At 71.1% G+C, this 22,698-nt stretch carries 19 protein-coding genes and 4 pseudogenes; 13 read left to right on the top strand and 10 right to left on the bottom strand.

The features are described 5' to 3' along the window. Positions 1-110 precede the first annotated feature (110 nt). The 3 genes and pseudogenes from ACSMXW_RS05065 to ACSMXW_RS05055 form a co-directional block, all read left to right on the top strand. A complete protein-coding gene (locus ACSMXW_RS05065) occupies positions 111-1,154 on the top strand; it encodes a FecCD family ABC transporter permease (protein ID WP_485804260.1) in 1,044 nt (347 codons plus the stop codon). A 20-nt stretch (positions 1,155-1,174) separates the two neighbouring features. Next, positions 1,175-2,239, top strand: a complete 1,065-nt coding sequence (locus ACSMXW_RS05060) for a FecCD family ABC transporter permease (protein WP_485807818.1) — start codon at positions 1,175-1,177, stop codon at positions 2,237-2,239. A gap of 167 nt (positions 2,240-2,406) precedes the next feature. Then, positions 2,407-3,195 (top strand): annotated as a pseudogene (locus tag ACSMXW_RS05055) (ABC transporter ATP-binding protein); the annotation flags it as partial. Between the two features lie 332 nt (positions 3,196-3,527). Here ACSMXW_RS05055 and ACSMXW_RS05050 read toward each other — a convergent pair. Further along, positions 3,528-3,875, bottom strand: a complete 348-nt coding sequence (locus tag ACSMXW_RS05050; RefSeq protein ID WP_485804259.1) for an alkyl sulfatase C-terminal domain-containing protein — start codon at positions 3,873-3,875, stop codon at positions 3,528-3,530. A 238-nt stretch (positions 3,876-4,113) separates the two neighbouring features. Here ACSMXW_RS05050 and ACSMXW_RS05045 point away from each other — a divergent pair, with 238 nt between their 5' ends. The 4 genes from ACSMXW_RS05045 (at position 4,114) to recN (ending at position 8,093) form a co-directional block, all read left to right on the top strand. Beyond that, complete coding sequence (locus ACSMXW_RS05045; RefSeq protein ID WP_485807817.1) at positions 4,114-4,461, top strand: hypothetical protein; 348 nt, start codon at positions 4,114-4,116, stop codon at positions 4,459-4,461. A 14-nt stretch (positions 4,462-4,475) separates the two neighbouring features. Next, a complete protein-coding gene (locus tag ACSMXW_RS05040; RefSeq protein WP_485804258.1) occupies positions 4,476-5,291 on the top strand; it encodes a TlyA family RNA methyltransferase in 816 nt (271 codons plus the stop codon). After that, positions 5,288-6,193, top strand: coding sequence for an NAD kinase (locus ACSMXW_RS05035; protein WP_485804257.1), 906 nt, complete (start codon positions 5,288-5,290; stop codon positions 6,191-6,193). Before ACSMXW_RS05040 ends, ACSMXW_RS05035 begins: the two co-directional genes overlap by 4 nt. A gap of 172 nt (positions 6,194-6,365) precedes the next feature. Further along, a complete protein-coding gene (recN, locus tag ACSMXW_RS05030) occupies positions 6,366-8,093 on the top strand; it encodes a DNA repair protein RecN (protein ID WP_485807816.1) in 1,728 nt (575 codons plus the stop codon). 437 nt (positions 8,094-8,530) lie between these two features. On the opposite strand, the pseudogene ACSMXW_RS05025 reads toward recN, so the two are convergent. From ACSMXW_RS05025 to ACSMXW_RS05015, 3 genes and pseudogenes are all read right to left on the bottom strand, one after another. After that, positions 8,531-8,809, bottom strand: a pseudogene (locus ACSMXW_RS05025) (transposase); the annotation flags it as partial. Further along, positions 8,809-9,260 (bottom strand): annotated as a pseudogene (locus ACSMXW_RS05020) (IS5 family transposase); the annotation flags it as partial. The pseudogenes ACSMXW_RS05025 and ACSMXW_RS05020, both read right to left, overlap by 1 nt. A gap of 718 nt (positions 9,261-9,978) precedes the next feature. After that, positions 9,979-11,469, bottom strand: a complete 1,491-nt coding sequence (locus ACSMXW_RS05015) for a hypothetical protein (protein ID WP_485804256.1) — start codon at positions 11,467-11,469, stop codon at positions 9,979-9,981. A 312-nt stretch (positions 11,470-11,781) separates the two neighbouring features. Here ACSMXW_RS05015 and ACSMXW_RS05010 point away from each other — a divergent pair, with 312 nt between their 5' ends. Then, a complete protein-coding gene (locus tag ACSMXW_RS05010; RefSeq protein WP_485807814.1) occupies positions 11,782-12,138 on the top strand; it encodes a helix-turn-helix domain-containing protein in 357 nt (118 codons plus the stop codon). A gap of 32 nt (positions 12,139-12,170) precedes the next feature. On the opposite strand, the gene ACSMXW_RS05005 is transcribed toward ACSMXW_RS05010, so the two are convergent. From ACSMXW_RS05005 to ACSMXW_RS04995, 3 genes are all read right to left on the bottom strand, one after another. After that, positions 12,171-13,280 carry a hypothetical protein gene (locus ACSMXW_RS05005; RefSeq protein ID WP_485804255.1) on the bottom strand — a complete coding sequence of 370 codons (1,110 nt, stop codon included), beginning with the start codon at positions 13,278-13,280 and terminating at the stop codon, positions 12,171-12,173. 81 nt (positions 13,281-13,361) lie between these two features. Next, on the bottom strand, positions 13,362-13,628 hold the full coding sequence (locus ACSMXW_RS05000; RefSeq protein ID WP_485804254.1) for a hypothetical protein: 267 nt from the start codon (positions 13,626-13,628) through the stop codon (positions 13,362-13,364). A 215-nt stretch (positions 13,629-13,843) separates the two neighbouring features. After that, positions 13,844-14,764: an SMI1/KNR4 family protein gene (locus tag ACSMXW_RS04995; RefSeq protein WP_485804253.1), complete on the bottom strand. Its 921-nt coding sequence runs from the start codon at positions 14,762-14,764 to the stop codon at positions 13,844-13,846. 293 nt (positions 14,765-15,057) lie between these two features. Between ACSMXW_RS04995 and ACSMXW_RS04990 the strand changes: the two genes are divergently transcribed. The 3 genes from ACSMXW_RS04990 to ACSMXW_RS04980 all read left to right on the top strand — a co-directional run bounded on the left by ACSMXW_RS04990 (position 15,058) and on the right by ACSMXW_RS04980 (position 19,445). Next, entirely contained in the window at positions 15,058-16,248 is a 1,191-nt protein-coding gene (locus ACSMXW_RS04990; protein ID WP_485797820.1) for an IS110 family RNA-guided transposase, read from the top strand. Positions 16,249-16,396: 148 nt separating this feature from the next. Further along, entirely contained in the window at positions 16,397-17,854 is a 1,458-nt protein-coding gene (locus tag ACSMXW_RS04985) for an NF041680 family putative transposase (RefSeq protein WP_485797821.1), read from the top strand. Between the two features lie 775 nt (positions 17,855-18,629). Beyond that, positions 18,630-19,445 (top strand): serine hydrolase, encoded by an 816-nt coding sequence (locus tag ACSMXW_RS04980; protein WP_485804252.1) that lies wholly within the window; start codon positions 18,630-18,632, stop codon positions 19,443-19,445. A 368-nt stretch (positions 19,446-19,813) separates the two neighbouring features. Here the strand turns inward: ACSMXW_RS04980 and ACSMXW_RS04975 are convergent. Next, a pseudogene (locus tag ACSMXW_RS04975) lies at positions 19,814-20,218 on the bottom strand (transposase); the annotation flags it as partial. A gap of 215 nt (positions 20,219-20,433) precedes the next feature. On the opposite strand from ACSMXW_RS04975, the gene ACSMXW_RS04970 reads away from it, so the two are divergent. Next, on the top strand, positions 20,434-20,922 hold the full coding sequence (locus ACSMXW_RS04970; protein ID WP_485804251.1) for a VOC family protein: 489 nt from the start codon (positions 20,434-20,436) through the stop codon (positions 20,920-20,922). Positions 20,923-21,157: 235 nt separating this feature from the next. On the opposite strand, the gene ACSMXW_RS04965 is transcribed toward ACSMXW_RS04970, so the two are convergent. Further along, positions 21,158-21,760, bottom strand: a complete 603-nt coding sequence (locus ACSMXW_RS04965; RefSeq protein ID WP_485804250.1) for an SDR family NAD(P)-dependent oxidoreductase — start codon at positions 21,758-21,760, stop codon at positions 21,158-21,160. 56 nt (positions 21,761-21,816) lie between these two features. On the opposite strand from ACSMXW_RS04965, the gene ACSMXW_RS04960 reads away from it, so the two are divergent. Further along, the gene (locus ACSMXW_RS04960) at positions 21,817-22,080 is read left to right on the top strand and encodes a Tn3 family transposase (protein WP_485804249.1); all 264 of its coding nucleotides are present in this window, start codon (positions 21,817-21,819) and stop codon (positions 22,078-22,080) included. Here the strand turns inward: ACSMXW_RS04960 and ACSMXW_RS04955 are convergent. After that, on the bottom strand, positions 22,064-22,639 hold the full coding sequence (locus ACSMXW_RS04955; protein WP_485804248.1) for a CGNR zinc finger domain-containing protein: 576 nt from the start codon (positions 22,637-22,639) through the stop codon (positions 22,064-22,066). The genes ACSMXW_RS04960 and ACSMXW_RS04955 overlap by 17 nt on opposite strands. Positions 22,640-22,698: the final 59 nt, after the last annotated feature.

Here is a 22,698-nt window from a genome sequence, read left to right as displayed (position 1 = left end):
ACGAGCCCCGCGGCGACCACCGCGGCCGAGCCGCGAGGGCCAGGCCGTGAGGGCCGGGCGCCGGGGGCGCGGACGTGAGCCCAAGGATCGGTTAGGCTAACCTAACCTCTGTGTTGGTCGACAGCCCGCCAGAGAAGCACGCGAACGCCACCCCTGTGCCCCGCGGCCGGCGGGCGGCGCGCGGGGCGGGGCTCCTCGTCTCCGTGGCCGTCCTGGCGCTCGTCGCCGTCGCCAGTCTGGTGATCGGGGCGAAGCCGCTGCCCGTGGGGCAGGTGTGGCACGGCCTGTTCGAAAACTCCGGCAGCTACGGAGACGTGGTGGTCGACGAGCGGCTGTGGCGCACGCTCCTCGGGCTGCTCGCCGGAGCGGCGCTCGGCCTCTCGGGCGCGGTCCTTCAGGCGCTCACCCGCAATCCCCTGGCGGACCCGGGCCTGCTCGGCATCAACACCGGGGCCGCGGCTGCCGTCGTCACCGGCCTCACCTTCTTCGGGGTCGACTCGCTCACCGGCTATGTGTGGTTCGCGTTCGCCGGGGCCGCCGGGGTCGGCGTGCTCGTCTACCTGCTCGGCGGCAGCCGAAGTGCCACTCCGGTACGGCTCGCGCTGGCCGGCACCGCCGTCAACGCCGCCCTCTACGGCTATCTGCAAGCCGTGATGATCATGGACGACGCGGCGCTCGGCAAGATGCGGTTCTGGACCGTCGGCTCACTGGCCTCCGCGAACTCCGCCACGATCCTCCAGGTGCTGCCGTTCCTCGGCGTGGGCACCCTCCTCGCACTGGGCCTCGCCCGGCCGCTGAACGCCGTGGCGATGGGCGACGACACGGCCCGTGCGCTGGGCGCCCACCTCACCCGCACCCGGGCGCTGTCGATGCTGGCGGCGACCCTGCTGTGCGGGGCGGCCACCGCGGCTTGTGGGCCGATCGCGTTCGTGGGGCTGATGGTGCCGCACGCCGTGCGCTCGTTCGCCGGGCCCGACCTGCGCTGGGTCCTGCCGTACGCCACCGTCCTCGCGCCCGTGGTGCTGCTCGGGTCCGACGTCATCGGCCGCCTGGTGGCCCGGCCTGCGGAGCTCCAGGTCGGCATCGTCACGGCGATCGTCGGCGGGCCCGTCTTCATCTACCTGGTACGGCGGCGGAGGATGGCGCACCTGTGAGAACCACCCGTACCGCGACCGTGCGAGCCACCGGGGCCGGCACGGTGCGAACCACCCGGGGCCGGAGCCTGCGCACCGGCCGGCTGTCCGTCCGGTTCGACGTCCGGGCGCTGGCCGTCGTCCTGCTGCTCGTCCTCGCCGCGCTGGCCGCGAGCGTGGCCCTGATCGGCACCGGCGACTTCCCGATCCCCGTGCCGGACGTGCTGCGGGCACTGGCCGGCGGGGGCGACGCGGGCCAGGAGTTCGTCATCCATGAACTGCGGCTGCCGCGGGTCCTGGTCGGGCTGCTGGTGGGCGGCGCGCTGGGGCTCGGCGGCGCGCTCTTCCAGGCGGTCTCCCGCAATCCGCTGGGCAGCCCCGACGTGCTCGGCCTGGGACAGGGCTCCACGGCGGGTGCCCTGGTGGTGATCGTGCTCTTCTCCGGGAGCGCCGTCGATGTCGCGCTCGGGTCCCTCGTCGGCGGCCTCGCGACCGGCCTGGTCATCTACCTGCTCGCGTGGCAACGGGGCGTGCACGGCTACCGTCTCGTGCTGGTCGGCATCGGCGTCGCCGCGGTGCTCACCGCAGTCAACGGCTATCTGCTCACCAAGGCCGACCTCGTCGACGCCGCACGCGCCGTCGTCTGGATGACCGGGTCACTGGGCGGACGGGACTGGGACCAGGTGTGGCCGCTGCTCGGGCTGTGCGCCGTCCTCGTACCGCTCGCCCTGCTCAACGCCCGGCCGCTGCGAATGCTGGAGATGGGCGACGACGTCGCCTCCGCTCTCGGCGTCCGTGTCGAGCGCACCAGGCTGCTGCTGATGCTGGCCGCCGTCCTGCTCACCGCGGCCGCCACCGCCGCGGCAGGACCGGTCGGCTTCGTCGCCCTCACCGCCCCCCAGCTCGCCCGCCGGCTCGCCCGCTCGCCGGGGCCGAACCTGCTCCCCTCCCTCGTCATGGGCGCCGCACTGCTCGTCACCGCGGACTGGGCCTCGCAGCGGGTCTTCGGCGCCGACCAGCTGCCCGTCGGCGTCGTCACCGGCGTGCTGGGCGGCGTCTACCTGCTGTGGCTGCTGGTCACGGAGCGCAGGGCGGGCCGCATATGAGTCGCGGGAACGAACCCGGACGGTCCCGCGGACACCGCGGCGCCGCGCCCCGTCCGCCGTCGTCGGCCCATCGGCCGCCGCCAGCCGGTCGATCCTCGCCGGCCCCCGACCGCCGTCGGCCCCCCGACCGCCGTCACCTCACCGATCGCCCTCAGGAGGGTGCCCCCGTGAACCGGCTCATCGCCGATGACGTGACCCTCGGCTACGACCAGCGCGTCATCGCCGAGAACCTCTCGGTCGAGATACCCGACCACTCCTTCACGGTGATCGTGGGCCCCAACGCCTGCGGCAAGTCCACGCTCCTGCGGGCACTCTCACGGATGCTCAAGCCGTCCCAGGGCCGGGTGCTCCTCGACGGGCAGGTCATCCAGTCGATGCCCGCGAAGAAGGTCGCACGGACCCTCGGGCTGCTGCCGCAGACGTCCGTCGCGCCGGAGGGGATCACGGTCGGGGACCTGGTGGCACGCGGGCGCTACCCGCACCAGGGGCTGCTGCGGCAGTGGTCGCCCGAGGACGAGCGCGTCGTCCGCGAGGCCATGGCCTCGACCCGGGTCGCCGACCTGGCCGACCGCTATGTGGACGAGCTCTCCGGCGGCCAGCGGCAGCGCGTCTGGATCGCCATGGCGCTGGCCCAGCAGACCCCGCTGCTGCTGCTCGACGAGCCCACCACCTACCTGGACATCCAGCACCAGATCGACGTCCTCGACCTCTGCGCCGACCTGCACGAGCAGCAGGGCAGGACGCTGGTCGCGGTGCTGCACGACCTCAACCACGCCGCCCGGTACGCCACGCACCTCATCGCACTCCGCGAGGGGCGGGTCATCGCCGAGGGCGCGCCGTCCGACGTCGTCACCGCGGAGCTGGTGCACGACGTCTTCCAACTCGACTGCCAGGTCGTCGACGACCCCGAGACGGGCACCCCGCTGGTCGTGCCCGCGGCCCGCAGGCCCCGCGCCGCGCGCCGGCCGGCCGAGGACCGGCGTCCCACCGGGACGACTACCACGGGAACGACCATCACGGGAACGAGCACCACGGAAACGAGCACCACTGCGGCGAGCCACGCCGCAACGGGCTCTTCCGGCGCGAGCTCGGCTGGTGCGGGCTCCGCTGGTACGAGCCCTGCCGGTACGAGGCCCGCTGGTACGGGCCCCGCTGGTACGGGCCCCGCTGGTACGGGCCCCGCTGGTACGGGCCCCGCTGGTACGGGCCCCGCTGGTACGGGTCCCGCCGGTACGAGCCACGCCGGGCCGGGCGACGCCGGGGACTCCGCCGGGACGGACTGACCGGCTCAGATCAGGCTTCGCAGCCGCAGCAGATCGCCGATGCCGGCCTCCAGACGGACCCGGCCGGCGGCCCACGCCCGCGGAAAGCTCAGCTCGCCTGCGACCAGCGCCACCAGGTCGGCGCCGGTCATCGCCAGCCGGATGTCCGCACGCTCCCGCGGCGGGCCCCGGAAGATGTCCTGCACCTCGATCCGGCCGTTGCTGAGGCGGCCCGCGAAGGTGGTGTCGAGGTCGGTGACGTGGCAGCTGACCGAGCGTTCCACGGTGGTGGCACTGCGCACCTCGCCGTCGGCGGAGTCCAGACGCTCCGCGAGCCTGTCGAGCGCGGCACGGCACTCCTGAATCGTCGCCATCGCGACAGACGGTACCGCAGCTCCACACGGTAGCGTCGGGGCCATGAGCGACTCCACGGCAGGCCAGGAGCCCCCCGAGGGCCGGCCCGGGGCGGAGCCCCTGGCGCCCTCGCCGGTGCCCAGGCCCTTCGCGCCCCCGCGCCCCGCCCCGCCCCCGGGCGCCGCAGGCGCCGTACCGCGCCCCGGTCCCGCTCCGGGGCCCGATCCTGTCCCTGGTCCCGTTCCCGTCTCCGGACCCGTGGCGGCCGTCCCCGGACCCGCGGCGCCCGTCCTCGGGCCGGCCGGCCCGAGCCCCGTCCAGGCGCCGCCGCCCGCCGAGCCCGGGACGGACCCGAGTGCCGAGCCCGGGACGGACCCGGGCGCCGACCCCGCCGCGCCCGCGCCCCTCGGTGTCGATCGGGCGCCGACCGGGCATGCCGACGTCGATGGCCTGCTGGAGCGACTGGCCGACGCCGACCACCTCGCGATCGATGGGCACCTGGAGGTGTACGAGGATGTGCACAGGGGGCTGCGCGACGCGCTGACGGCGCTCGACCAGCGTCCGGGACCGCCGCCCCCGCCCAGACCTGGCGACATCCGACGATAGGAGCTGAACCGACCGTGGCAGGAGTGGCACGCCGCCGCCTCGATGCCGAGCTGGTCCGCCGCAAGCTCGCCCGCTCGCGCGAGCACGCGGGGCAGCTCATCGCCGCCGGACGCGTGAGCGTCGCCGGCAGCACCGCGCTCAAGTCCGCCACCCAGGTGGCCACCAGCGCCGCCATCGAGATCGCCGAGGACGCCGACGACCCCGGCTACGTCTCCCGCGGCGGGCACAAGCTCGCCGGCGCACTCGCGGCCTTCGTGCCGCGCGGCCTGCGGGTGGAGGGCCGGCGCGCGTTGGACGCCGGGGCGTCGACGGGCGGCTTCACGGATGTGCTGCTGCGCGCGGGCGCCGCACACGTCATCGCCGTCGACGTCGGGTACGGGCAGCTCGCCTGGTCCCTGCGCAGCGACGAGCGCGTCACCGTCAAGGACCGCACCAACGTCCGCGAGCTGACGCCCGAGCACATCGACGGGCGGCTCGTGGACCTGGTCGTCGGGGACCTCTCGTTCATCCCCCTCGGCCTGGTGCTGCCCGCCCTCGTGCGGTGCGCGGTGCCCGGCGCCGACCTGGTGCTGATGGTGAAGCCACAGTTCGAGGTCGGCAGGGAGCGCCTGGGCAGCGGCGGGGTGGTGCGCAGCCCCCGGCTGCGCGCGGAGGCCGTGTGCGAGGTGGCGCGGCAGGCCGAGGGGCTCGGGCTGGGCGCTCTGGGCGTCACGGCGAGCCCGCTGCCGGGCCCTTCCGGAAATGTCGAGTATTTTCTGTGGCTGCGTGCCGGGGCACCCGTTCTGGACCCGGCAGAAGTCGACCGTGCAGTGGCGGAGGGGCCGCGTTGACCGAGACCCGTGCTCGTACTGTTTTCCTGCTCGCCCACACCGGGCGGCCCGCGGCGGTGCGCAGCGCCGAACTGGTCGTCCAGGGGCTGCTGCGCTGCGGCCTGACCGTGCGGGCGCTGGAGTCGGAGGCGTTCGACCTGCCTCTGCCGTCCTCCGTCGAGCTGGTGCCCGAGGCGACCCCCGAGTCGCTGGACGGCTGCGAGCTGCTGATCGTGCTCGGCGGCGACGGGACGCTGCTCCGCGGCGCGGAGTTCGCGCGGGCGTCCGGGGTGCCGATGCTCGGCGTCAACCTCGGCCGGGTCGGCTTCCTCGCGGAGGCAGAGCGGGACGACCTGGACAAGGTCGTCGACCGTGTGGTGACCAAGAGCTACGACGTCGAGGAGCGGATGACCGTCGACGTCGCGGTGCACAGCAACGGCGAGATCGTGCACACCGACTGGGCGCTCAACGAGGCCGCCGTGCAGAAGGTGTCGCCCGAGCGGATGCTGGAGGTCGTCCTGGAGGTGGACGACCGGCCGGTGACCGGCTTCGGCTGCGACGGCATCGTCTGCGCCACGCCCACCGGCTCCACCGCCTACGCCTTCTCGTCCGGCGGACCCGTGGTGTGGCCGGAGGTGGAGGCCCTGCTCATGGTGCCGATCAGCGCGCACGCCCTGTTCGCCAAGCCGCTGGTGACCTCCCCGACGTCCGTGCTCGCCGTGGAGGTGCAGCCGCACACGCCGCACGGCGTGCTCTGGTGCGACGGCCGCCGCACGGTCGGGCTGCCGGCCGGTGCCCGGGTGGAGGTCAGGCGGGGCGCCGTCCCGGTCCGGCTGGCCCGGCTGCACCAGGCGTCGTTCACCGACCGGCTCGTCGCCAAGTTCGCCCTGCCGGTCTCGGGGTGGCGCGGCAAACCGGCCTGACCCGCGGCAGGGCGGCCCGGAGGCGGGGCCGGTCATACCGGGTGGCCGCCCACCCCCGCGGGTGACAGCCACCGCCGTGGCTCGGCCGCCACCTGCGTCTTCACAGATCCGCCGCGGGGCCCGTCGCACAGCGCGGCCCGGACCTCGTAAGGTCGTGTGCGTGTTGGAGGAGATGCGGATACGGTCGCTCGGAGTCATCGAGGACGCCGTCGTCGAGCTGTCGCCCGGGTTCACCGCCGTCACGGGCGAGACCGGCGCGGGCAAGACGATGGTCGTCACCAGCCTGGGCCTGCTGCTCGGCGGGCGCGCGGACCCGGCCCTGGTACGGATCGGCGCCAGGTCGGCGGTCGTGGAGGGCCGCATCGCCGTGCCCGCCGACGCCCCGGCGGCCGCCCGGGCCGAGGAGGCCGGGGCCGAACTCGACGACGGCGCGCTGCTGATCACCCGCACCGTCTCCGCCGAGGGACGCTCCCGGGCCCACCTCGGCGGCCGGGGCGTCCCAGTCGGCCTGCTGTCCGAACTAGCCGACGACCTCGTGGCGGTGCACGGCCAGACCGACCAGCAGGGCCTGCTGAAGCTTTCGAGGCAGCGCCAGGCGCTCGACCGGTACGCGGGGGACGCGGTCGCCGTACCGCTCGCCAAGTACACCGCCGCGTACCGCAGGCTGCGCGCCGTCACCGCCGAGCTCGAGGAGATCACCACCCGCGCGCGGGAACGCGCCCAGGAGGCCGACCTGCTCCGCTTCGGCCTGGACGAGATCGCCGCCGTCGAGCCCAGGCCCGGCGAGGACGCCGAGCTGGCCGCCGAGGCCGAGCGGCTCGGCCACGCCGAGGCCCTGGCCTCCGCGGCGGGCGCCGCGCACGCCGCACTCGCGGGCAACCCGGAGGACCCCGAGGGCGTGGACGCCACCACGCTGGTCGGGGGCGCGCACCGGGCGCTGGAGGCCGTGCGCTCTCACGACCTGGCGCTGTCCCAGCTCGCCGACCGGCTCGGCGAGATCGCCATCCTGCTCAGCGACGTCTCCGGCGAGCTGGCGGGCTACGCCGACGACCTCGACGCCGACCCGCTGCGGCTCGCGGCCGTGGAGGAGCGGCGGGCCGCGCTCACCCAGCTCATCCGGAAGTACGGCACGGACGGCGAGGGGATCGCGGCGGTGCTGGACTGGGCCGCCCAGGGCGCCGCCCGGCTCACCGAACTCGACTCCGACGACGACCGCATCGGCGAGCTGACCGCGGAGCGCGACGCGCTCCGCGCCGAGCTGGGGGAGTTCGCCCAGGCGCTCACGGACGCCCGGAGCGAGGCCGCGGCCCGGTTCGGGGCGGCCGTGACCGAGGAACTGGCCTCGCTGGCCATGCCGCACGCCCGGGTCACCATCGAGCTCCGCCAGAGCGACGACCCCGAGGGCGTCGAGGTGGGCGGCCGCACCGTCGCCTACGGCCCGCACGGTGTCGACGAGGTCGAGCTGCTGCTCGCCCCGCACCCCGGGGCGCCGCCGCGGCCGATCGCCAAGGGTGCCTCGGGTGGTGAGCTGTCGCGGGTGATGCTGGCGGTGGAGGTGGTCTTCGCGGGTATGGACCCGGTGCCCACCTACCTCTTCGACGAGGTGGACGCCGGCGTCGGCGGCAAGGCCGCGGTCGAGATCGGCCGCAGGCTCGCCAGGCTCGCCAAGTCCGCCCAGGTCGTGGTCGTCACCCACCTTCCCCAGGTGGCCGCCTTCGCAGACCGCCAACTCCTCGTCGAGAAGACCAACGACGGCTCGGTGACCAGCTCGGGCGTCAAGGTGCTCCAGGGCGAGGAGCGGGTCCGCGAGCTGTCGCGGATGCTCGCGGGGCAGGAGAACTCGGAGACGGCCCGGGCCCATGCGGAGGAGCTGCTGGCGACGGCACGCGCGGACGTGTGAGGACCGCGGACCGGATCCGGCCGGTCCGCGGGATGTGGCGTGCGGCGTGCGATGTGCGGGGGTCGATCCGGGCGCCCCGGGCGGGCTCCGTGCGCCGACGGACGCGGCGGTGTCCGGGGTGGCGGACCGCGTGGCGGGTGCGTGGCGGGCGGGTGGGCCGGTGCGTGGTCAGTCGCCACAGCTCCCCCAAGACCATCAAGACCATCAAGGCCGTCGAACGCAGTCCCGGCGGGTTCAACCTCCTGCTGCTGCCCGGACCGTTCTATCGACAGGTCGGGGTGTTTACTAACTGCGGCCAGGTTCGGTGCTGGGTTCTCTTGAGCCGGTAGTTGGACATCTTGCGTTTGGCGACGCGGGGTTGGGTGCGCGCTCGGCGGGGTGGCGATAGGTGTGGCAGAAGATCGTCGCGGGGTTGGGTGAGCGCAGTGACCAGTCGCTCAGGGGGAAAAGATCCTTGGTGAGGTGGTGACGCCGCGGCGGGCGGCCCGCAGGGTGGCGGTGAAGGAGAGGCGGCCGGGATCGATCCCGCGGGCGGCAGCCGTTCGACACATCAGCACCCGCAAGGCGTGGTGGACCAGCAGATGCGCCCAGATCTGCTGACGGACACCGTCTGGGGTCTTGCTGGACAGGACCACCTTCCCGCCACGCTGGTGGGTCTTGATCTCCTTGAACACGGACTCGATCTCCCAGCGCCGGTGGTAGAGCGCGGCCACCTCTCCCCGGCGAGGTGGATCTTGCAGGTCAGGCCTCCCCGGGAACGGCCGAGTCCTTCGTCGGGGCGGTGCTGCCGGGGTAATGACCTCCTCTTCGGGATCCGTGGTGCTCTGCGCGGCAACCCGGCCGCGTGCCGGTGGGCCCGGCACGAGGTGGAGTCCACGCTCACCATGCTCCAGTCGATCCGCTCCTGGGCGTCGGCATCGGCCTGGACGGCCTGGAGGATCCGGTCCCAGGTGCTGTCTGCGGACCACCGGCGATGGCGCTCATAGACGGTCTTCCAGCTCCCGAATCGCTCGGGCAGGTCCCGCCGGGGGACGCCCGTACGAATCCGGAACAAGATCCCGTTAATCACCGTTCGGTGATCACACCAGCGCCCGCCTCCACGCCCGGCCTCGGCAGATGCGGCGCAAGCCGCGCCCACTCGTCGCCTGTCAGGTCACCCCGTCCCACGACCAGAACAATGGCCTCAAACGCGAGGCGGTCACATGATCCGCCGCACAGGCCTTAAGGCACCGGCTCGTCGCCGAGCTCGTCCGCTCCTACGCCCGCCAGGGCTACCAGGCCATGCTGGGTGGCATCCATACCCACAAGCCGCACCTGGCGCCCTACTACGAAGCCGATGGGTTCAGCGTCCTTCCAGCCGGTGCCGCGCTCGACCTGTGCCCGCCCATCGGGCGTCTACGTTGCCCGGCAGAACCCTCGATGCGGCATCTGGTGCGCGCGCTCCAACGGTCTCCTACCGCGCCGGCGCCCTCCAGGGCCTGTTGGCCGCCCGGCTCTCCTGACGGCGGGCGCCCAGAGGTGGCGACTCGGCTCGGCGGCGGGCCGGCCCCGGCGTCATCGGCCGGACGCGCCGTTCCATGTCGGCCAGGGTCAGCTGCTGCCCGCGCCGGCTCGCCTGCTCCAGCACCATGGCGCATCGACGCCTCAGCTCACTGGTAACGACCCTGCTTCATGGAGACGGCAGAGCTTCGGGAGTCCCGATGGAACGTCGAACTGTGATGCGCCGAACAGAAGGAACTCACGGGAGTCCCGGCACAGGGCCGCCGCACGACCTTCAGGCCACGGCCGCCGGCCCGGGCGCCCCGGCATCCGGCGCGACTGCCGGGACGGCCCTGGCCGGTGCCGTCCCGGGCCAGCCCGCCGGGCGGGCAATACCCGCCCAGGCTCAGAAGGCCGTGTGCGGGTCGTCCAGTGCCGCGCCGAACTCCCCCTCGGCATCGTCGCGGAGGGTGATCCCGGCGCTCTGGCCGCAGAGGTTGGCCGAGCCGGCGGGCACCGGGCCTGTGGCCGAGCCACGGGCGACCCACACGCATCCGTCGCTGTTCTCGCCGGGCGCGCCCACGACCAGGTCCGGGTGGTGGTCCCCGTCGAGGTCCGCGAGGTGGACGGCGCTGCCGAGGGCGTCGCCGGCCTCGGCAGCGCCGGGCACGCCCGCGCTGTCCTGGGAGTAGCCCGTGGCGCGCGCGGTGGTCAGGCCCGCTGCCGAGCCGTGCAGCAGGAGGGTGCTGCCCGCCGAGGCGAGCGAGCCGATGGCCTCGCCGGGGATCCCGATCAGCACGTCGGCGTACCCGTCGGCGTCCGTGTCGGCGACGCTGAGGGCGCGGCCGAACTCGTCGGCGTTCTCGGCGCTGCCGGGAACACCGGCGGTGTCCTGGTGGAAGACCTGCGGGTGCTGGTCCGCGGTGATGCCGTCCGCGCCGCCGTAGAGCACCTGGACCTCACCGCCCCGGTGCGCGGCGCCCGTGCTGCCGCTGAGGTAGTCGTCGTCGCTGATGCCGGTGACCAGGTCGCCGTATCCGTCGCCGTCGACGTCGCCGACCTGGCCGTTGTAGCCGTCCGCGTAGGGCAGGCTCAGCGGCTCGTCGATGGTGGGATTCCCGTTGGGGACGGGTGGGCCCTGGTCGAGGTGCACCGGGCCGCGGAGGTCGCCATCGGTCGGTCCCGAGAGCCAGAACCGCTCGGCCAGTCCGTCACCGTCGACGTCGCCCATCACCACGCCACGCATATCACCGAGCCGCCACTCACGGTAGGAGCCGGCGGCCTGGCCGGTCCGGGTGAAGGGGCCCGTGTACGAGACACCGTCGCAGCGCGAGCCGACGGCCACCTCGGCGGCTCCGTCGCCCGTCATGTCGCCGGTGGCCAGCGCCAGGCCGAAACCGCAGATGACACGACCTTCGCTGTACCTCGCCGGCGGGGAGAGGTTCACCCCGCCGGCCAATCCAGCGGGCCCGCCCCAGACCACGGTGACCGAGCCGCGGGCCTGCTCGGTGCCGACGTCCTCGCCCGGGGCCCCGACCAGCAGGTCCGCGTACCCGTCGCGGTCCAGGTCGGCCGCCGCCACCGCGGCTCCGAACCGGTCCCCGTCCTCCGGGTCGCCGGGCACGCCCGCACTGGCCTGGGTGACGACGGTACGGCGGGCGGTGCCCACCGACGAGGCCGAGCCGTACAGTACGACCACGGACCCGGCGTACGGCACGCTGCCGTTGGCGGCGCCGGGCGCGCCCACGGCCAGGTCGCGGTAGCCGTCACCGTTGAAGTCGTCCTGAACGGCGGCCGTGTTCGCACCGTGGAACGGCGCTGCGGCGGCAGGCAGGGGCGCGAGCGTGAGGGCGGCGACGGCGGTGACGATCGCAGCGCTCACGACTGTTCTGAACAATCCGTCTCCTCGGCAGGTCCCAGGCAATCCTGGCGGTTCTCGGCAGGCGCAGGGCTGTCCTGGCGGTTCTCGCCGGGTCCTCCGGAGGCCCCGCAGTCGCCGGCAGTGGCGACAGGCCTCTGCGTAGACTCCCGAAACGGTGCGAAGGTTGTACGGGCGCGGCGGAGAAGCGCACACCGGCCGTGGCCCGGCCAGCCCGTAGGGTGGAACAACCCGATCGGCTACCGGTTCGCGTGGCCTTCAGCGGTCTGACTGATGTGCCCCGCGCCAGGCATATGCGGCATGCCTCGGGGGAGCTGATCCGTGAGCGGGATGAGCGGGTCTTGTTTCCTGACAGAGCACGCCGTGCGGGCGAGTGGGTATGTGAGCAATCTGGTGATGCGCGACCTGGACGAGGTGGCCGTCGGCGTCCCGATCGGGGCCCGCCTGGTCGCCTGGCGCCGTCGCCGGGGACTGACCCGGGAGGATCTTTCCTCCCGCACAGGCCTGGAGAGCGACTACCTTGCCGGGCTGGAGACGGGTCGGGAGTGGGTGGACCGCCGTGGCCGGCTGGCGGCGTTGGCCACTGCCTTAGCTGAATACATGAGGCCAAGGCGTTGTTTCTCGCACGCGGTGCTCTCCCGCCGGGGACGGCCCTCCCTCAGACATGGGTGGCGCGCTGCGCCGTGAAGCCATGCTGGTGCAGGCCCCTACCCGCGGGGCTACTCCGCGCACTGATGGGCAGCGGCGGCGAGGAGGTCGCGGTGATCGGGTGGACCGTAGGCGCGGGCTGCCGCGCAGAGCGCGTCGATCGCCGCGCGCAGCGGATCCGTACCGCCCGCAGCAGCCACTGCTCTGAGGGCCATGGCCTGTTGAGACACCGGGAGCCGTCGGCCGTCGAGGGACTCGACGCTCGTCCGCCGAATTTTTTCACCCTCGGTCAGCGCTGCCAGCGCACGCAGGGGGTCCCGCAGGAGTTCCGGGAGGTCATGGCCCTCGTCGACAGCTTTCAACGCGGCGCCCACAGCGGGTATGTCGTCCAGCCCGGCAGGCTCGCAGGCGCGACGGGCCGCCCATCGTGCCAGATCCCGCTGAGTGCGCGGTGGCGCCGCCTCCAGGGACGTCAGCAAGGGGCGGTCCAGAGCCGCGAGCTTGCGCGCCTGGCCTCCCCCGGCAGCAGGCCGCGCGCCGGGCGCCCCGCCGCCTCGGTGCCCGGCACCGGAACGACGCCCGCTCGCACGCTCCTGTAGGCGAGCGGCCCATTCGACAGCTCCCCGGAGTGCTTCGGGGTCTCCTTCCTCCCAGGTCGCTGACGGGGCAGGCAGCCTGCGGGCGGCACGGTGCCAGACGCCCGCCTCGGCGGAGGTTTCCCGGACGACGGCGTCCGGCGCCGACTCCGCGGGCCAGAACTGCAGGAGGCACCGGGTGGAATGCGGCCGCCCGGCCCCGTGGCCTTCGGCCGCGCTTATTCGGCTCGTGCAGTAGCGCACTCGGAGGCTCGTGCGGGGCAGGACGAGGGGCCAGGCCCCGGTGCCGGCCCACTGCACCAGCCGTACGCCGTCCGTCGCCGGCCTGAAGGATGCCTCCACCACTTCCTGCCAGCTCGCCTCCGGTACTCCTGGGGCCGTGTCGCCGAGTTGGACGCGCCAGTCGACCGTTGCCGTGTGCGGCTCGGCGACCAGGTGCAGAGCGCCCGGCGTCGCCGCCCCGAGCAATCCGTTCCGCTGCCCGGCGAATGCGTCGGCGTACTCGACCCCGTTCTCGTCGGCGCGGCTCTCCATGTAGACCTGGTGAAAGCGAACGGTCACTTCCTCCGCGAATATCTCTTCCAAGATTTCCAGCCTCTGCGGTTTTCCTTCCTGCTCTCCCGAAGCTACTGCGAAGTGACAGTCAGCTCTCCCAGCGCCGCTGTTTCAGGCTTGGGCCGGTTGCAGGACGGCAGGCCACAGGCGTTCCTCCAGCTGGGTCCTGCGGTGTCGGACCGCGGCGTCGCGGAGTCCCGCCATCGCCACGTCCCGGTAGGGACTGGCCGCCAGCTCGCGGGCGGCGTCAGCCTGTGCGTCCTCGGCCCGGCGTTGGGCGGCGGCTGTGTCGAGTGCCTTCTGCAGCATCGACTGGGGGCCGTCGGCCAAGCCCGCGATCAGCCGCAGCCAGTCGGCGCGGTCCGCGGTCGAGGCCATCCGGGTCAGCGGCTCAGCTCTTCCACTCTCATGCCGCGAATAAGATTGAGACAGAAGCTGGGATATCGCGGGTCATTTACCCACTGCCATCCGCTCATACTGCTATGCCCTTCGTACTACAAGGGGGTGGCACCGGCTCTGGTGCCACCCCCGTCGCTTCAGGAAGTGATCTGCAGTTGTACGGGTCGCCATCGAGCAGACGTTGCTCCTGCACCCTACGGCCCGGCGTCTCTGTTGTCGTCAAAATCGATCCTGCTGCCCCATACCAGTGCCCCGCCGACCAGTCCGGGCCTGTCCCGTGTAGCCAGGGCCGGGGCTTCGAGCATGTCGGCGACCTCTTCCAGGTAGGTGGTCAGCGTGTCGAGTTCCTCGCCGGGGCCTTCGTTGTAGCGGGACCAGCGGCCCAGATAACCAGTCGTCGCGTCCAGGTACAGGCCCGAAGTGCGGTCAGCCACGCCGTGGGAGACAACCGGAATCCAGGCTGCCTTCCACACGGTGATTCGGTCGTATTCGGGGCGGCGGGCGTTGAGGGTGTCCTCGTGAGCTTGGGCGGCCATCTGCTGCCGGTGGACGGCGGCTGCGGTCTCCGGAGTCATCAGGGCCTGGTTGCCGGGCAGGCACCCCGCGCCGTTGACCCCGTCGTCGCCTGCGGTCAGTGACCACAGGGCACGCAGGTCGGCGGGTATCCGGATGCCGAGATCGCGTTCCACAGAGGTGATGGTGGCAGGGCTCGCCCCGTCGCGGAGCGCAGCATGGGAGTCGGGGGCGTTGCGCTGGAGCCAGCGGGCGATGCGCCGCCAGGCGTCGGCGAGCTCCCGCGCGGTGACCGTGGCGGCAGCGGGGCCGGCCCACCGCTCCTGCTCCGGGGCCTCCACGGCGGTCTCCGCGGAGGCGGCCAGATTCACGTACCGGACCTCGACCCGGTCCGTCTCGCGGACATAGCCGACGGCCAGGGCGGGGCAGTCCTCGAACAGATCACCGTCGACCATCACAGTAGGGATCCCGGGAAAACCCAAGGGCTGCCCCATATCCGGGTCGTCGGCCAACTGGCCAGCCAGGACCTTCAGGGCATAAGGGACCCCCGCCCCGAGCTGGGCAGCGGCGGCGCGTACGTGCGGCGGGATCTCGACGTTCACCGCCTGGTGCTCCTTGCTGGTCAGATGAGAACGGTGCTCCCACACAGTAAGCGTAAGCTTGTCCTACCTTCCAAGCGTGGGTCTGAGCTGGTCCTTCGTAAGATCGGCGGGCCCAGGGGTTCTGGGTATGGCTGTGAGCTTGTCGCCGTTGGATGGCTCAAAGAACTTGGCCGCCCGGAGCCCCGCGACGACTCGACCGCTAATTGGGATACGCGACTCGATCGCTGTGTAGGACAACGTCGGCGAGGTCGTCTGCGGGACAGTCTGTGACGACGAGCTGGCGGAGGTGACCCGTGCCTCAGATCTGGGCCGGAGTGGACATCGGCAAGGAACACCATCACTGCGTGGTGGTCGACGAGCGAGGCGAGCGCCTCCTTTCACGCCGAGTGTTCAATGACGAACCGGCCCTGCTGGAGCTCATCGCAGACGTGCTCACGCTCTCTGAGGACGCCCTGTGGGCGGTGGACATCAACCACGGCGGCGCCGCCCTGCTCATCGGCCTCCTGCTCAGCCACCAGCAGCCGATGGTCTACATCACCGGCCTCGCCGTGCACCAGGCCTCGACGGCCTACCGCGGCCAGGGCAAGACGGACGAGAAGGACGCGTTCGTCATCGCCGACCAGGCACGCATGCGACAGGACCTTGGCCCCCTGCGGCCCGGCGACGAGATAGCCGTCGACCTGCGCACCCTGACCGCCCGCCGCCTGGACCTAGTCAACGACCGGACCCGTCAGACCAACCGGTTGAGGGCACAACTGCTGGAGTTCTTCCCCGCGTTGGAGCGCGTGTTGGCCTTGAGTAAGAAGGGTCCGGTCGTGCTGCTGACCGGCTACCAAGCGCCGGCAGCGATCCGCCGCAGCGGGGCCAGGCGGATCGGAACCTGGCTGAAGAACCGCAAGGTGAAGAACGCGGCGGCGCTCGCCGAGACGGCCGTCGAGGCGGCCAGGGCCCAGCACACCGCACTGCCGGGCGAGACCCTCGCGGCCGCCATGGTGGCCCGGATCGCCAAGGGCGTGCTGGCCCTGGACGAGGAGATCGCCGAACTCGACGCGCTCATCGAAGCCCGGTTCAACGAGCACCGACACGCGTTGGTGATCCGGAGCATGCCCGGCATGGGCACCCTCCTCGGCGCCGAGTTCATCGCCGCCACCGGTGGCGACCTGGAGGCGTTCGGCACGGCCGATCGCCTGGCGTCCTTCGCCGGCCTCTCACCAGTGCCGCGGGACTCCGGCCGCGTCAGCGGCAACATGCGCCGCCCGCGCCGCTACCACCGAGGTCTGCTCCGGGCCTTCTACCTCTCCGCCATGTCCAGCCTGAGAACCTGCTCCGCCTCCAAGGCTTACTACGGGCGCAAGCGGAACGAGGGGAAGGGGCACAAGCAGGCCCTGCTCGCTCTGGCCCGTCGACGAGCCAACGTCTTGTGGGCAATGCTTCGAGACGGAAAGTGCTACGAGGTTCTACCGACCGTAACGCCAGCGGCTTGACATCGTCATTGGGAAGTTCTTTTTCTTCCGGTCTCGAATGACGACTCGAACTACGTCGCTCACCTGGGCATTCGCCGGACGTGGGGGCGGCCTTCGCTTGATCCTGTGCTCCGTCACAGAGGTACGGGATCAACCGAAGGCCGTTGTCATGAGTGTGGTGTGCCGCGATGTCCGGCGCGAAGCGTTCGCGGAAGCGTCACGCTTCCGGGGCCAGTTCTACGAGTGTCTGACCGCCCGGCGTGACGAACTGTTCGAGCTGACCGACGCGCTGTTGTGCGCCGACGGGCCTGTGGTCTCGCCGGTGGACCTGACGCTGGTGCCCGAGCACCGTCGCGGTCACGGCGCGTTGTACGGAGCCCTCAATCGCGGCCGGATCGACGTCGGCAGGTTGCGGGCCCTGCTGGCCGACATGCCTCTGCCGCACTTCGAGGGCGGGCGCCTGGTGCTGGCGATCGATGTGTCGCCGTGGCTGCGGTCGGATGCGCCGTGCTCGGCGGACCGGCTGTTCTGCCATGTCTACGGGCGGGCGAAGTCCGCTTCGCAGTTCATCCCGGGCTGGCCGTACTCCTTCGTCGCGGTCCTGGAGCCCGGGGCCACGTCGTGGACCGGCATCTTGGACGTGGTCCGCCTCGGGCCCGAGGATGATGCGACCGCGGTCACCGCCGCCCAGCTGAGGGCCGTGGTCGGGCGGCTCGTCGCGGCCAGCCAGTGGCAGTCCGGGGACCCGGACATCACGATCGTCATGGACGCCGGCTATGACGTCACCCGCCTGGCCTGGGTCCTGCGGGATCTTCCCGTTGAACTGGTCGGGCGGGTCCGCTCAGACCGGGTGATGCGCTGTCCGGCACCCTCGCGTGAGGAATTCCATCGCGCTCATCCCCGCGGCGGCCACCCGCCCAAGCACGGGCCGGAGTTCCGCTTCGCCAAACCGGAGACCTGGCCCGAACCGGCGATCACCACGGCCACCGACACCGTGAACTACGGCAAGGCCGAAGCCCAGGCGTGGGACCGGGTCCACCCGCGGCTGACCCACCGCTCGGCCTGGCTGGACCATGACGGTGACCTTCCCATCGTCGAAGGCACCTTGGTCCGCCTCAAGGTCGAGCACCTCTCGAAAGACCGGGAGGCTCCACCGGTCTGGCTGTGGTCTTCGAAGACCGGAGCCGCCCCGGCGGACGTGGACCGCTGGTGGCAGGGCTTCTTGCGGCGTTTCGACCTGGAGCACACCTTCAGGTTCAGCAAGCAGACGCTCGGCTGGACCACTCCGAAGATCCGCACTCCCCAGGCGGCGGACCGCTGGACCTGGCTCCTGGTCGTCGCCCACACTCAGCTACGTCTCGCCCGACCGCTGGCCACCGATCTCCGTCGGCCCTGGGAGAAGCCGGCCAGGCCCGAACGCCTCACCCCGGCGCGGGTCCGCCGGGGGTTCAGGAACATCCGAGCCTACCTGCTCTGCCCGGCCCGTGTTCCCCAACCTCGTGGCCTCGGTCCCGGACGGCCGCCCGGGAGCAAGAACCGCAGTCCCGCACTGCGCTACGACGTGGGCAAGACCGTCAAACGCCCCGAGACCCTCAAGGCCATCGGCAGACCCGGAAGATCTTGGTAGATAAAGAACAAGGTAAGTGCGTGTTTCTGATCCCAGGCCGTCACGCGGGCGGTAGATCGCGTTGTGACAGTGACTAACCGCGGTTGTTATCCATGGCATGAGCGAGACGCGGCGGTTGCGGGTCAGGCCTGGCATACCCGGACAAGGGTCCGAGTCCTAGCCGGCTACGGCCCGGGGGCGGTCGATCCGCCGGTGCGCCGACAGTTCCATGCCGGGGAGGAACTGGTGCTTGTCCGCTGGGGCAGGGCCGGGCGGTCGGTGGGCAAGGACGAGGCTTGGTGGACGTCGCCGGAATGGCACACCACCGTATGCCTCGTCACCGCCATGGGCTGAGAGCCCAAGACCATTCGCCCGTTGCGGTACGCCGCGGAGCAAGCCAACTACACCGGAGCGAGCCCCGACACACGGCCCATCCCGGCAGGCTCCTTCGGGTGATGCCGTGGCACAGACAGTCTCGCTCAGGCGGGAGCGGTTGAGGACTTCCGAGCAGCCCTCAACCGGAAGCTGGAGACAGTCAAGGCGTAGAGCCTCCACTGATGCCGGAGTAGTTCACTGTGACCATTCGGGAGAAATCCTGTGCGACTCGGATGCGCCTGGGGCAACACCTGTCGCTGGTCAGGCAGCCTGTGCCGCGATCACCGCGACGTCTTCGCAACAAAGCGAAGGCACCCCTCCTGCACACGAACGAATGGACCAGCACCCCATGGGTCGACACCGACGGATATCCCAGCTTCCCCGCACCCCCCTCGCGTCAAAGGCAGCCCTGGCCGCGGGAGTGCTCGTGCCGACGATCGCTTCGGTGGCATCGGCTGACGCAGCCTCCGCACCGGCGGCGCTCTGCACCTCGGACACGCCGGCACTCGCCGACAAGCTCTCCGAAGACATCAACGCGGCACTGGACGGCGCCTCCGCCACGACATCGATCAGCCTCCACGACCGCACCACGAATACCACCTGCACCCTGGATGCAGACCGGCATTTCGACTCCGCGAGCACGGTCAAGGTGACCGTGCTCGCCACACTGCTGTGGGACGCGCAAAAAGACGGTCGCGCATTGACGCAGGACGAAAAGGATCATGCCACCGCCATGATCACGAAGTCGGACAACGATGCCACCACCGCGTTGTGGAAGCAGATCGGGGTGGACAGGATCAACGAGTTCCTGCGGATCGCGGGGATGACCGAGACCGTCCCCGACGACGAGGGGTACTGGGGGCTCACTCAGATCACCGCGAACGATGAGGAAAAACTCCTGGATCTGGTGACCCACGCGAACCCGGTACTCAGCGACGACTCCCGCGCCTACGTCCTGAAGCTGATGGGCGGGGTCATCCCCGAGCAGCGCTGGGGGACCCCGTCCGGCGCGCCGAGTGACGCGCAGGTACACGTGAAGAACGGCTGGCTGGAGCGGGACACGAACGGCTGGCGCGTGCACAGCCTCGGCGCTTTCACCGGTGCCGGCCATGACTACACGATCACGGTGCTCTCACAGGACAACACCACGATGGACGACGGCGTCGCCCACATCGAGCGCATCGCCCGCGTGGTCCACAAGGACCTCAACGCCCCCGCGCCCAGCGCTCAGCCGTAGCGTCATCGCCTGGGCCTGCGGAAGCTGACACCCGCCCTCTGCGCTCTGCACAGCCGTGCGCCGGGACGTGGGGCGGCCCGTACACGTTGCCGTCCACAGACTCGGAGCAGGAGTAAGGAAGACCGGGGCGGGAATTCGTGGACGGCGTGTCGCCGTTCGGTCCGTCCGTGACTCGGGCCGCGTCAACGAGTACGTCTGCCGCGCTGGATGGAGCGACAGGCGGCTTGGGTGGCAACAAGCAGGCCACTGGGTCGCATCGCACGAGTTGGTGCGGCTTCTTCATTGGTAGGACGACAGTTCTCGCAAGTGGCCGCCAGGAATTCCCGGCGGCCACTTCTGCCACTGCCGTTCTGGCGCCGCCTGAGTCAGCTATCGGCCGGCGCCGGTTTCCCCGACCAGCTGGGGGTGGCGCCTTTCCGGGCGAGGCGCCTGGTCATGAGGGTGATGGCGGCCCAGGTGATCAGAGTCTCGGAGTGCTGGACGAGCCGTTCGTAGTCCCTCGCGTGGGGACGTGCGTGCTTCATCCACGCCAGCGACCTCTCGACGACCCGACGGCGGGGCAGCACGACGAGACCGGAGGCGTCCTTCGGGCGGCTGACCGGTTTGATTGTCAGGTTGAGGTGCTGCTTGGCCCAGCCGACGAGCTTTCCGGCATAGGCGGAGTCGGCCCAAACGATCGTGATCTCCGGGTGCATCAGGGGCAGGCGGAAAAGGACCTCCTTCGCGGCTGCGGCGTCGTGCAGGTCAGCGGGGGTGACCATGAGGCCCCGAGGCCGATCCCGAAGACGAAGACCAGGTCGACGAACAGCTCCAGTGGGGAGACGTTCCGGCGCTGAACGGCGGACAGCGTGCCGCTCACGTCAGCCCGGCGGTCGGAAACCCGGAGAGGCGCAGCTTGGGTTCATTGATCCGACAATGCGACAAGATGCGTTATCTGGGTACCAGAGCAGCGATGAATAGCCATCAAGGAACTGGAGGAGAGGATCCCATGGCTGTCGCCGCTACTCCCATGAACCTCACGAGGGCCGCCCACGCCGGGATCTCGGTCTCGGACCTGGACGTGTCAATCGCGTTCTACACGGCCCTGACCGGCCGGGGGCCCGTCGCCCAGGGGACCATGAGCAGCGTGCCGTTCGGTAAGTCGCAGGGACTGCCCGTCGCGAAGCTGCGGTACGCGACGATCAACATCGACGGGCTCGGCATCGACCTCATCCAGTTCACTGAGCCGGTGGGCGAGCGTACGAACGGCAAGGCGAACCGCCCCGGTTCCATGCACCTGTGCTTCAAGGTCGACGACTTCGATGCGGTCTATCAGCGGATGAAGGAGGCCGGGTACGACTTCCTGGGCGATGACTACACCTTCATCGAGGGCGAGGTCACCCCGGACACCGCCCTCGGCACCAAGGTCGCCTACTTCAACGACCCTGACGGGACCAACCTGGAGATCATCGAGCCCAAGGGTGGCTTCGCCAACTAGCCAATCGGCACATACCGATCGGACGGGTCCGGACCCGAGCCGGTGTCGTCAGCCACGGGCCGGCGGGCGCCGGGGAGTGCATGGCCTTTGGGCCGGGGACCGGGCGATCTGTGGCTGCTTTCCGTCGCCGCCTTCCGCAGCTGTCGATGCCGCTCGGGCCGCCTTCGAGACGGTGCGCCGGGTCCTGAGGCCCGCGCCCCACCGGTTGATCGACTGGGGCGGGGCCGAGCGATCGTCACTGGGCGGTCCAGCCGCCGTCGACGGTCAGCAGCGCGCCGGTGACGAAGCCAGCCGCGTCGGAGGTGAGGAAGGCGACGGCTTCCGCGACCTCCTCGGGGCGTCCGATCCGCCCGATCGGGTGGGCGGGGCCGAACGAGGCGAGCATCTCGCGGCCGTTGTCGACGACGCCCTCCATGATGTCGGCGCCGATGACTCCGGGGAGTACGGCGTTGGAGCGGATGCCCTCGGGCCCGCCCTCGATGGCCAGCACCCGGGTGATCTGGGCCAGTGCGCCCTTCGACGCGGCGTAGGCGGTCTGCGTGGCGTAGGCGACCAGCGACGAGACGGAGGCGATCGAGACGATCGCGCCGCCGCCACCGGCCGCCATGGCGCGGAACGCCTCGCGGTCCTGGACGAAGTTGCCGCGGGCGTTGACGCGCAGGATGGCGTCGAAGTCCTCGACGGTGGTCTCGGTGACCGGCTTGTTCAGGGTGCGGCCGGTGTTGTTGACCGGGATGTCGGGCGAGCCGAAGCGGCGGGTCGCGAGCGCTGCGGTGGCCCGGGCGAGGTCTTCGTCGGCGACGTCGCCGACGAGCGCGGTCGGCCGCGTGATTCGCACCGTCCAGCTGCTGGGCTACCTCTCCGACGCCCCGCTGCGCCGGCGGGGTGACCGCAGTGACGGACAAGGTCGAGGCGTTCAACCGATTCTCCCAGTGGATTGGCTTCGGCAACGGCGGCGTCATCACCGACAACGACCCCGTCGAGCAGGAGAAGACCGCGAAATTCAACGACCTGCTCACCAACGCGGTGATTTTCCACAACGCCCTGGACATCGCCGAGATCGTGCGCCAGCTCCGGGAAGAGGGCCGCGTCATCGACCCCGAGGGCCTGGGTCCGCCTGAATGTGTACCGAGGGTGACGATTACTTTGCTGATCTAGGGTTTTTGCGCTTGTTGGCGTTGAAGCGTGCCTTCTTCTGGCGATTCCCGCATGTGTTCATTTCGCACCATTTGCGGGTACGGCTTTGGCTGGTGTCGAAGAAGGCGGCTCGGCAGGTTGGCGATGCGCACAAGGCCAGTTTTCCGTCTCGTTCGCCTGCGAGGATGCTGATCGAGTCGGCGGCGATCACGCTTAGGGCATCCGCCACGCAGGAAGCCGAGATCAGTCGCCATTGCCGATTGTTCTCGGGCGTCAGGATGGCCGCGGCCCGACCCTGAGTGCTGCGGTCATTGATGACCTGGACGGCAGACGCGGGGAGAGGGTCTTGGATCGCGGCCGCCGTCAGGGCGGCGTGAATTGACTCCCTCAGTTCCCAAGCGAGTTCGAGCTGGGCCGTGGTGCAGGACTCCACGGCGAGGCCATTCACTGTGAGCCAGTCGACGAGTCGCTGCGGCGTGGGGATGCGTTCCACCGCGTTGCCGCACCGCTCCGTCAGAGTCGCCGTGAAGCTGGTCGCCAACACCTTGCCGAGACGGAAGTCAGGGAACCCATCATGCATGGAACCACCTTAGCTGGTTCCGCGTCGGCGTCGAAACATGCTAGAACCGTCGTAGACGG

This window comes from Streptomyces sp. DSM 116793 (assembly GCF_057320905.1).
This window is presented reverse-complemented; position numbering and strand designations above follow the sequence as displayed.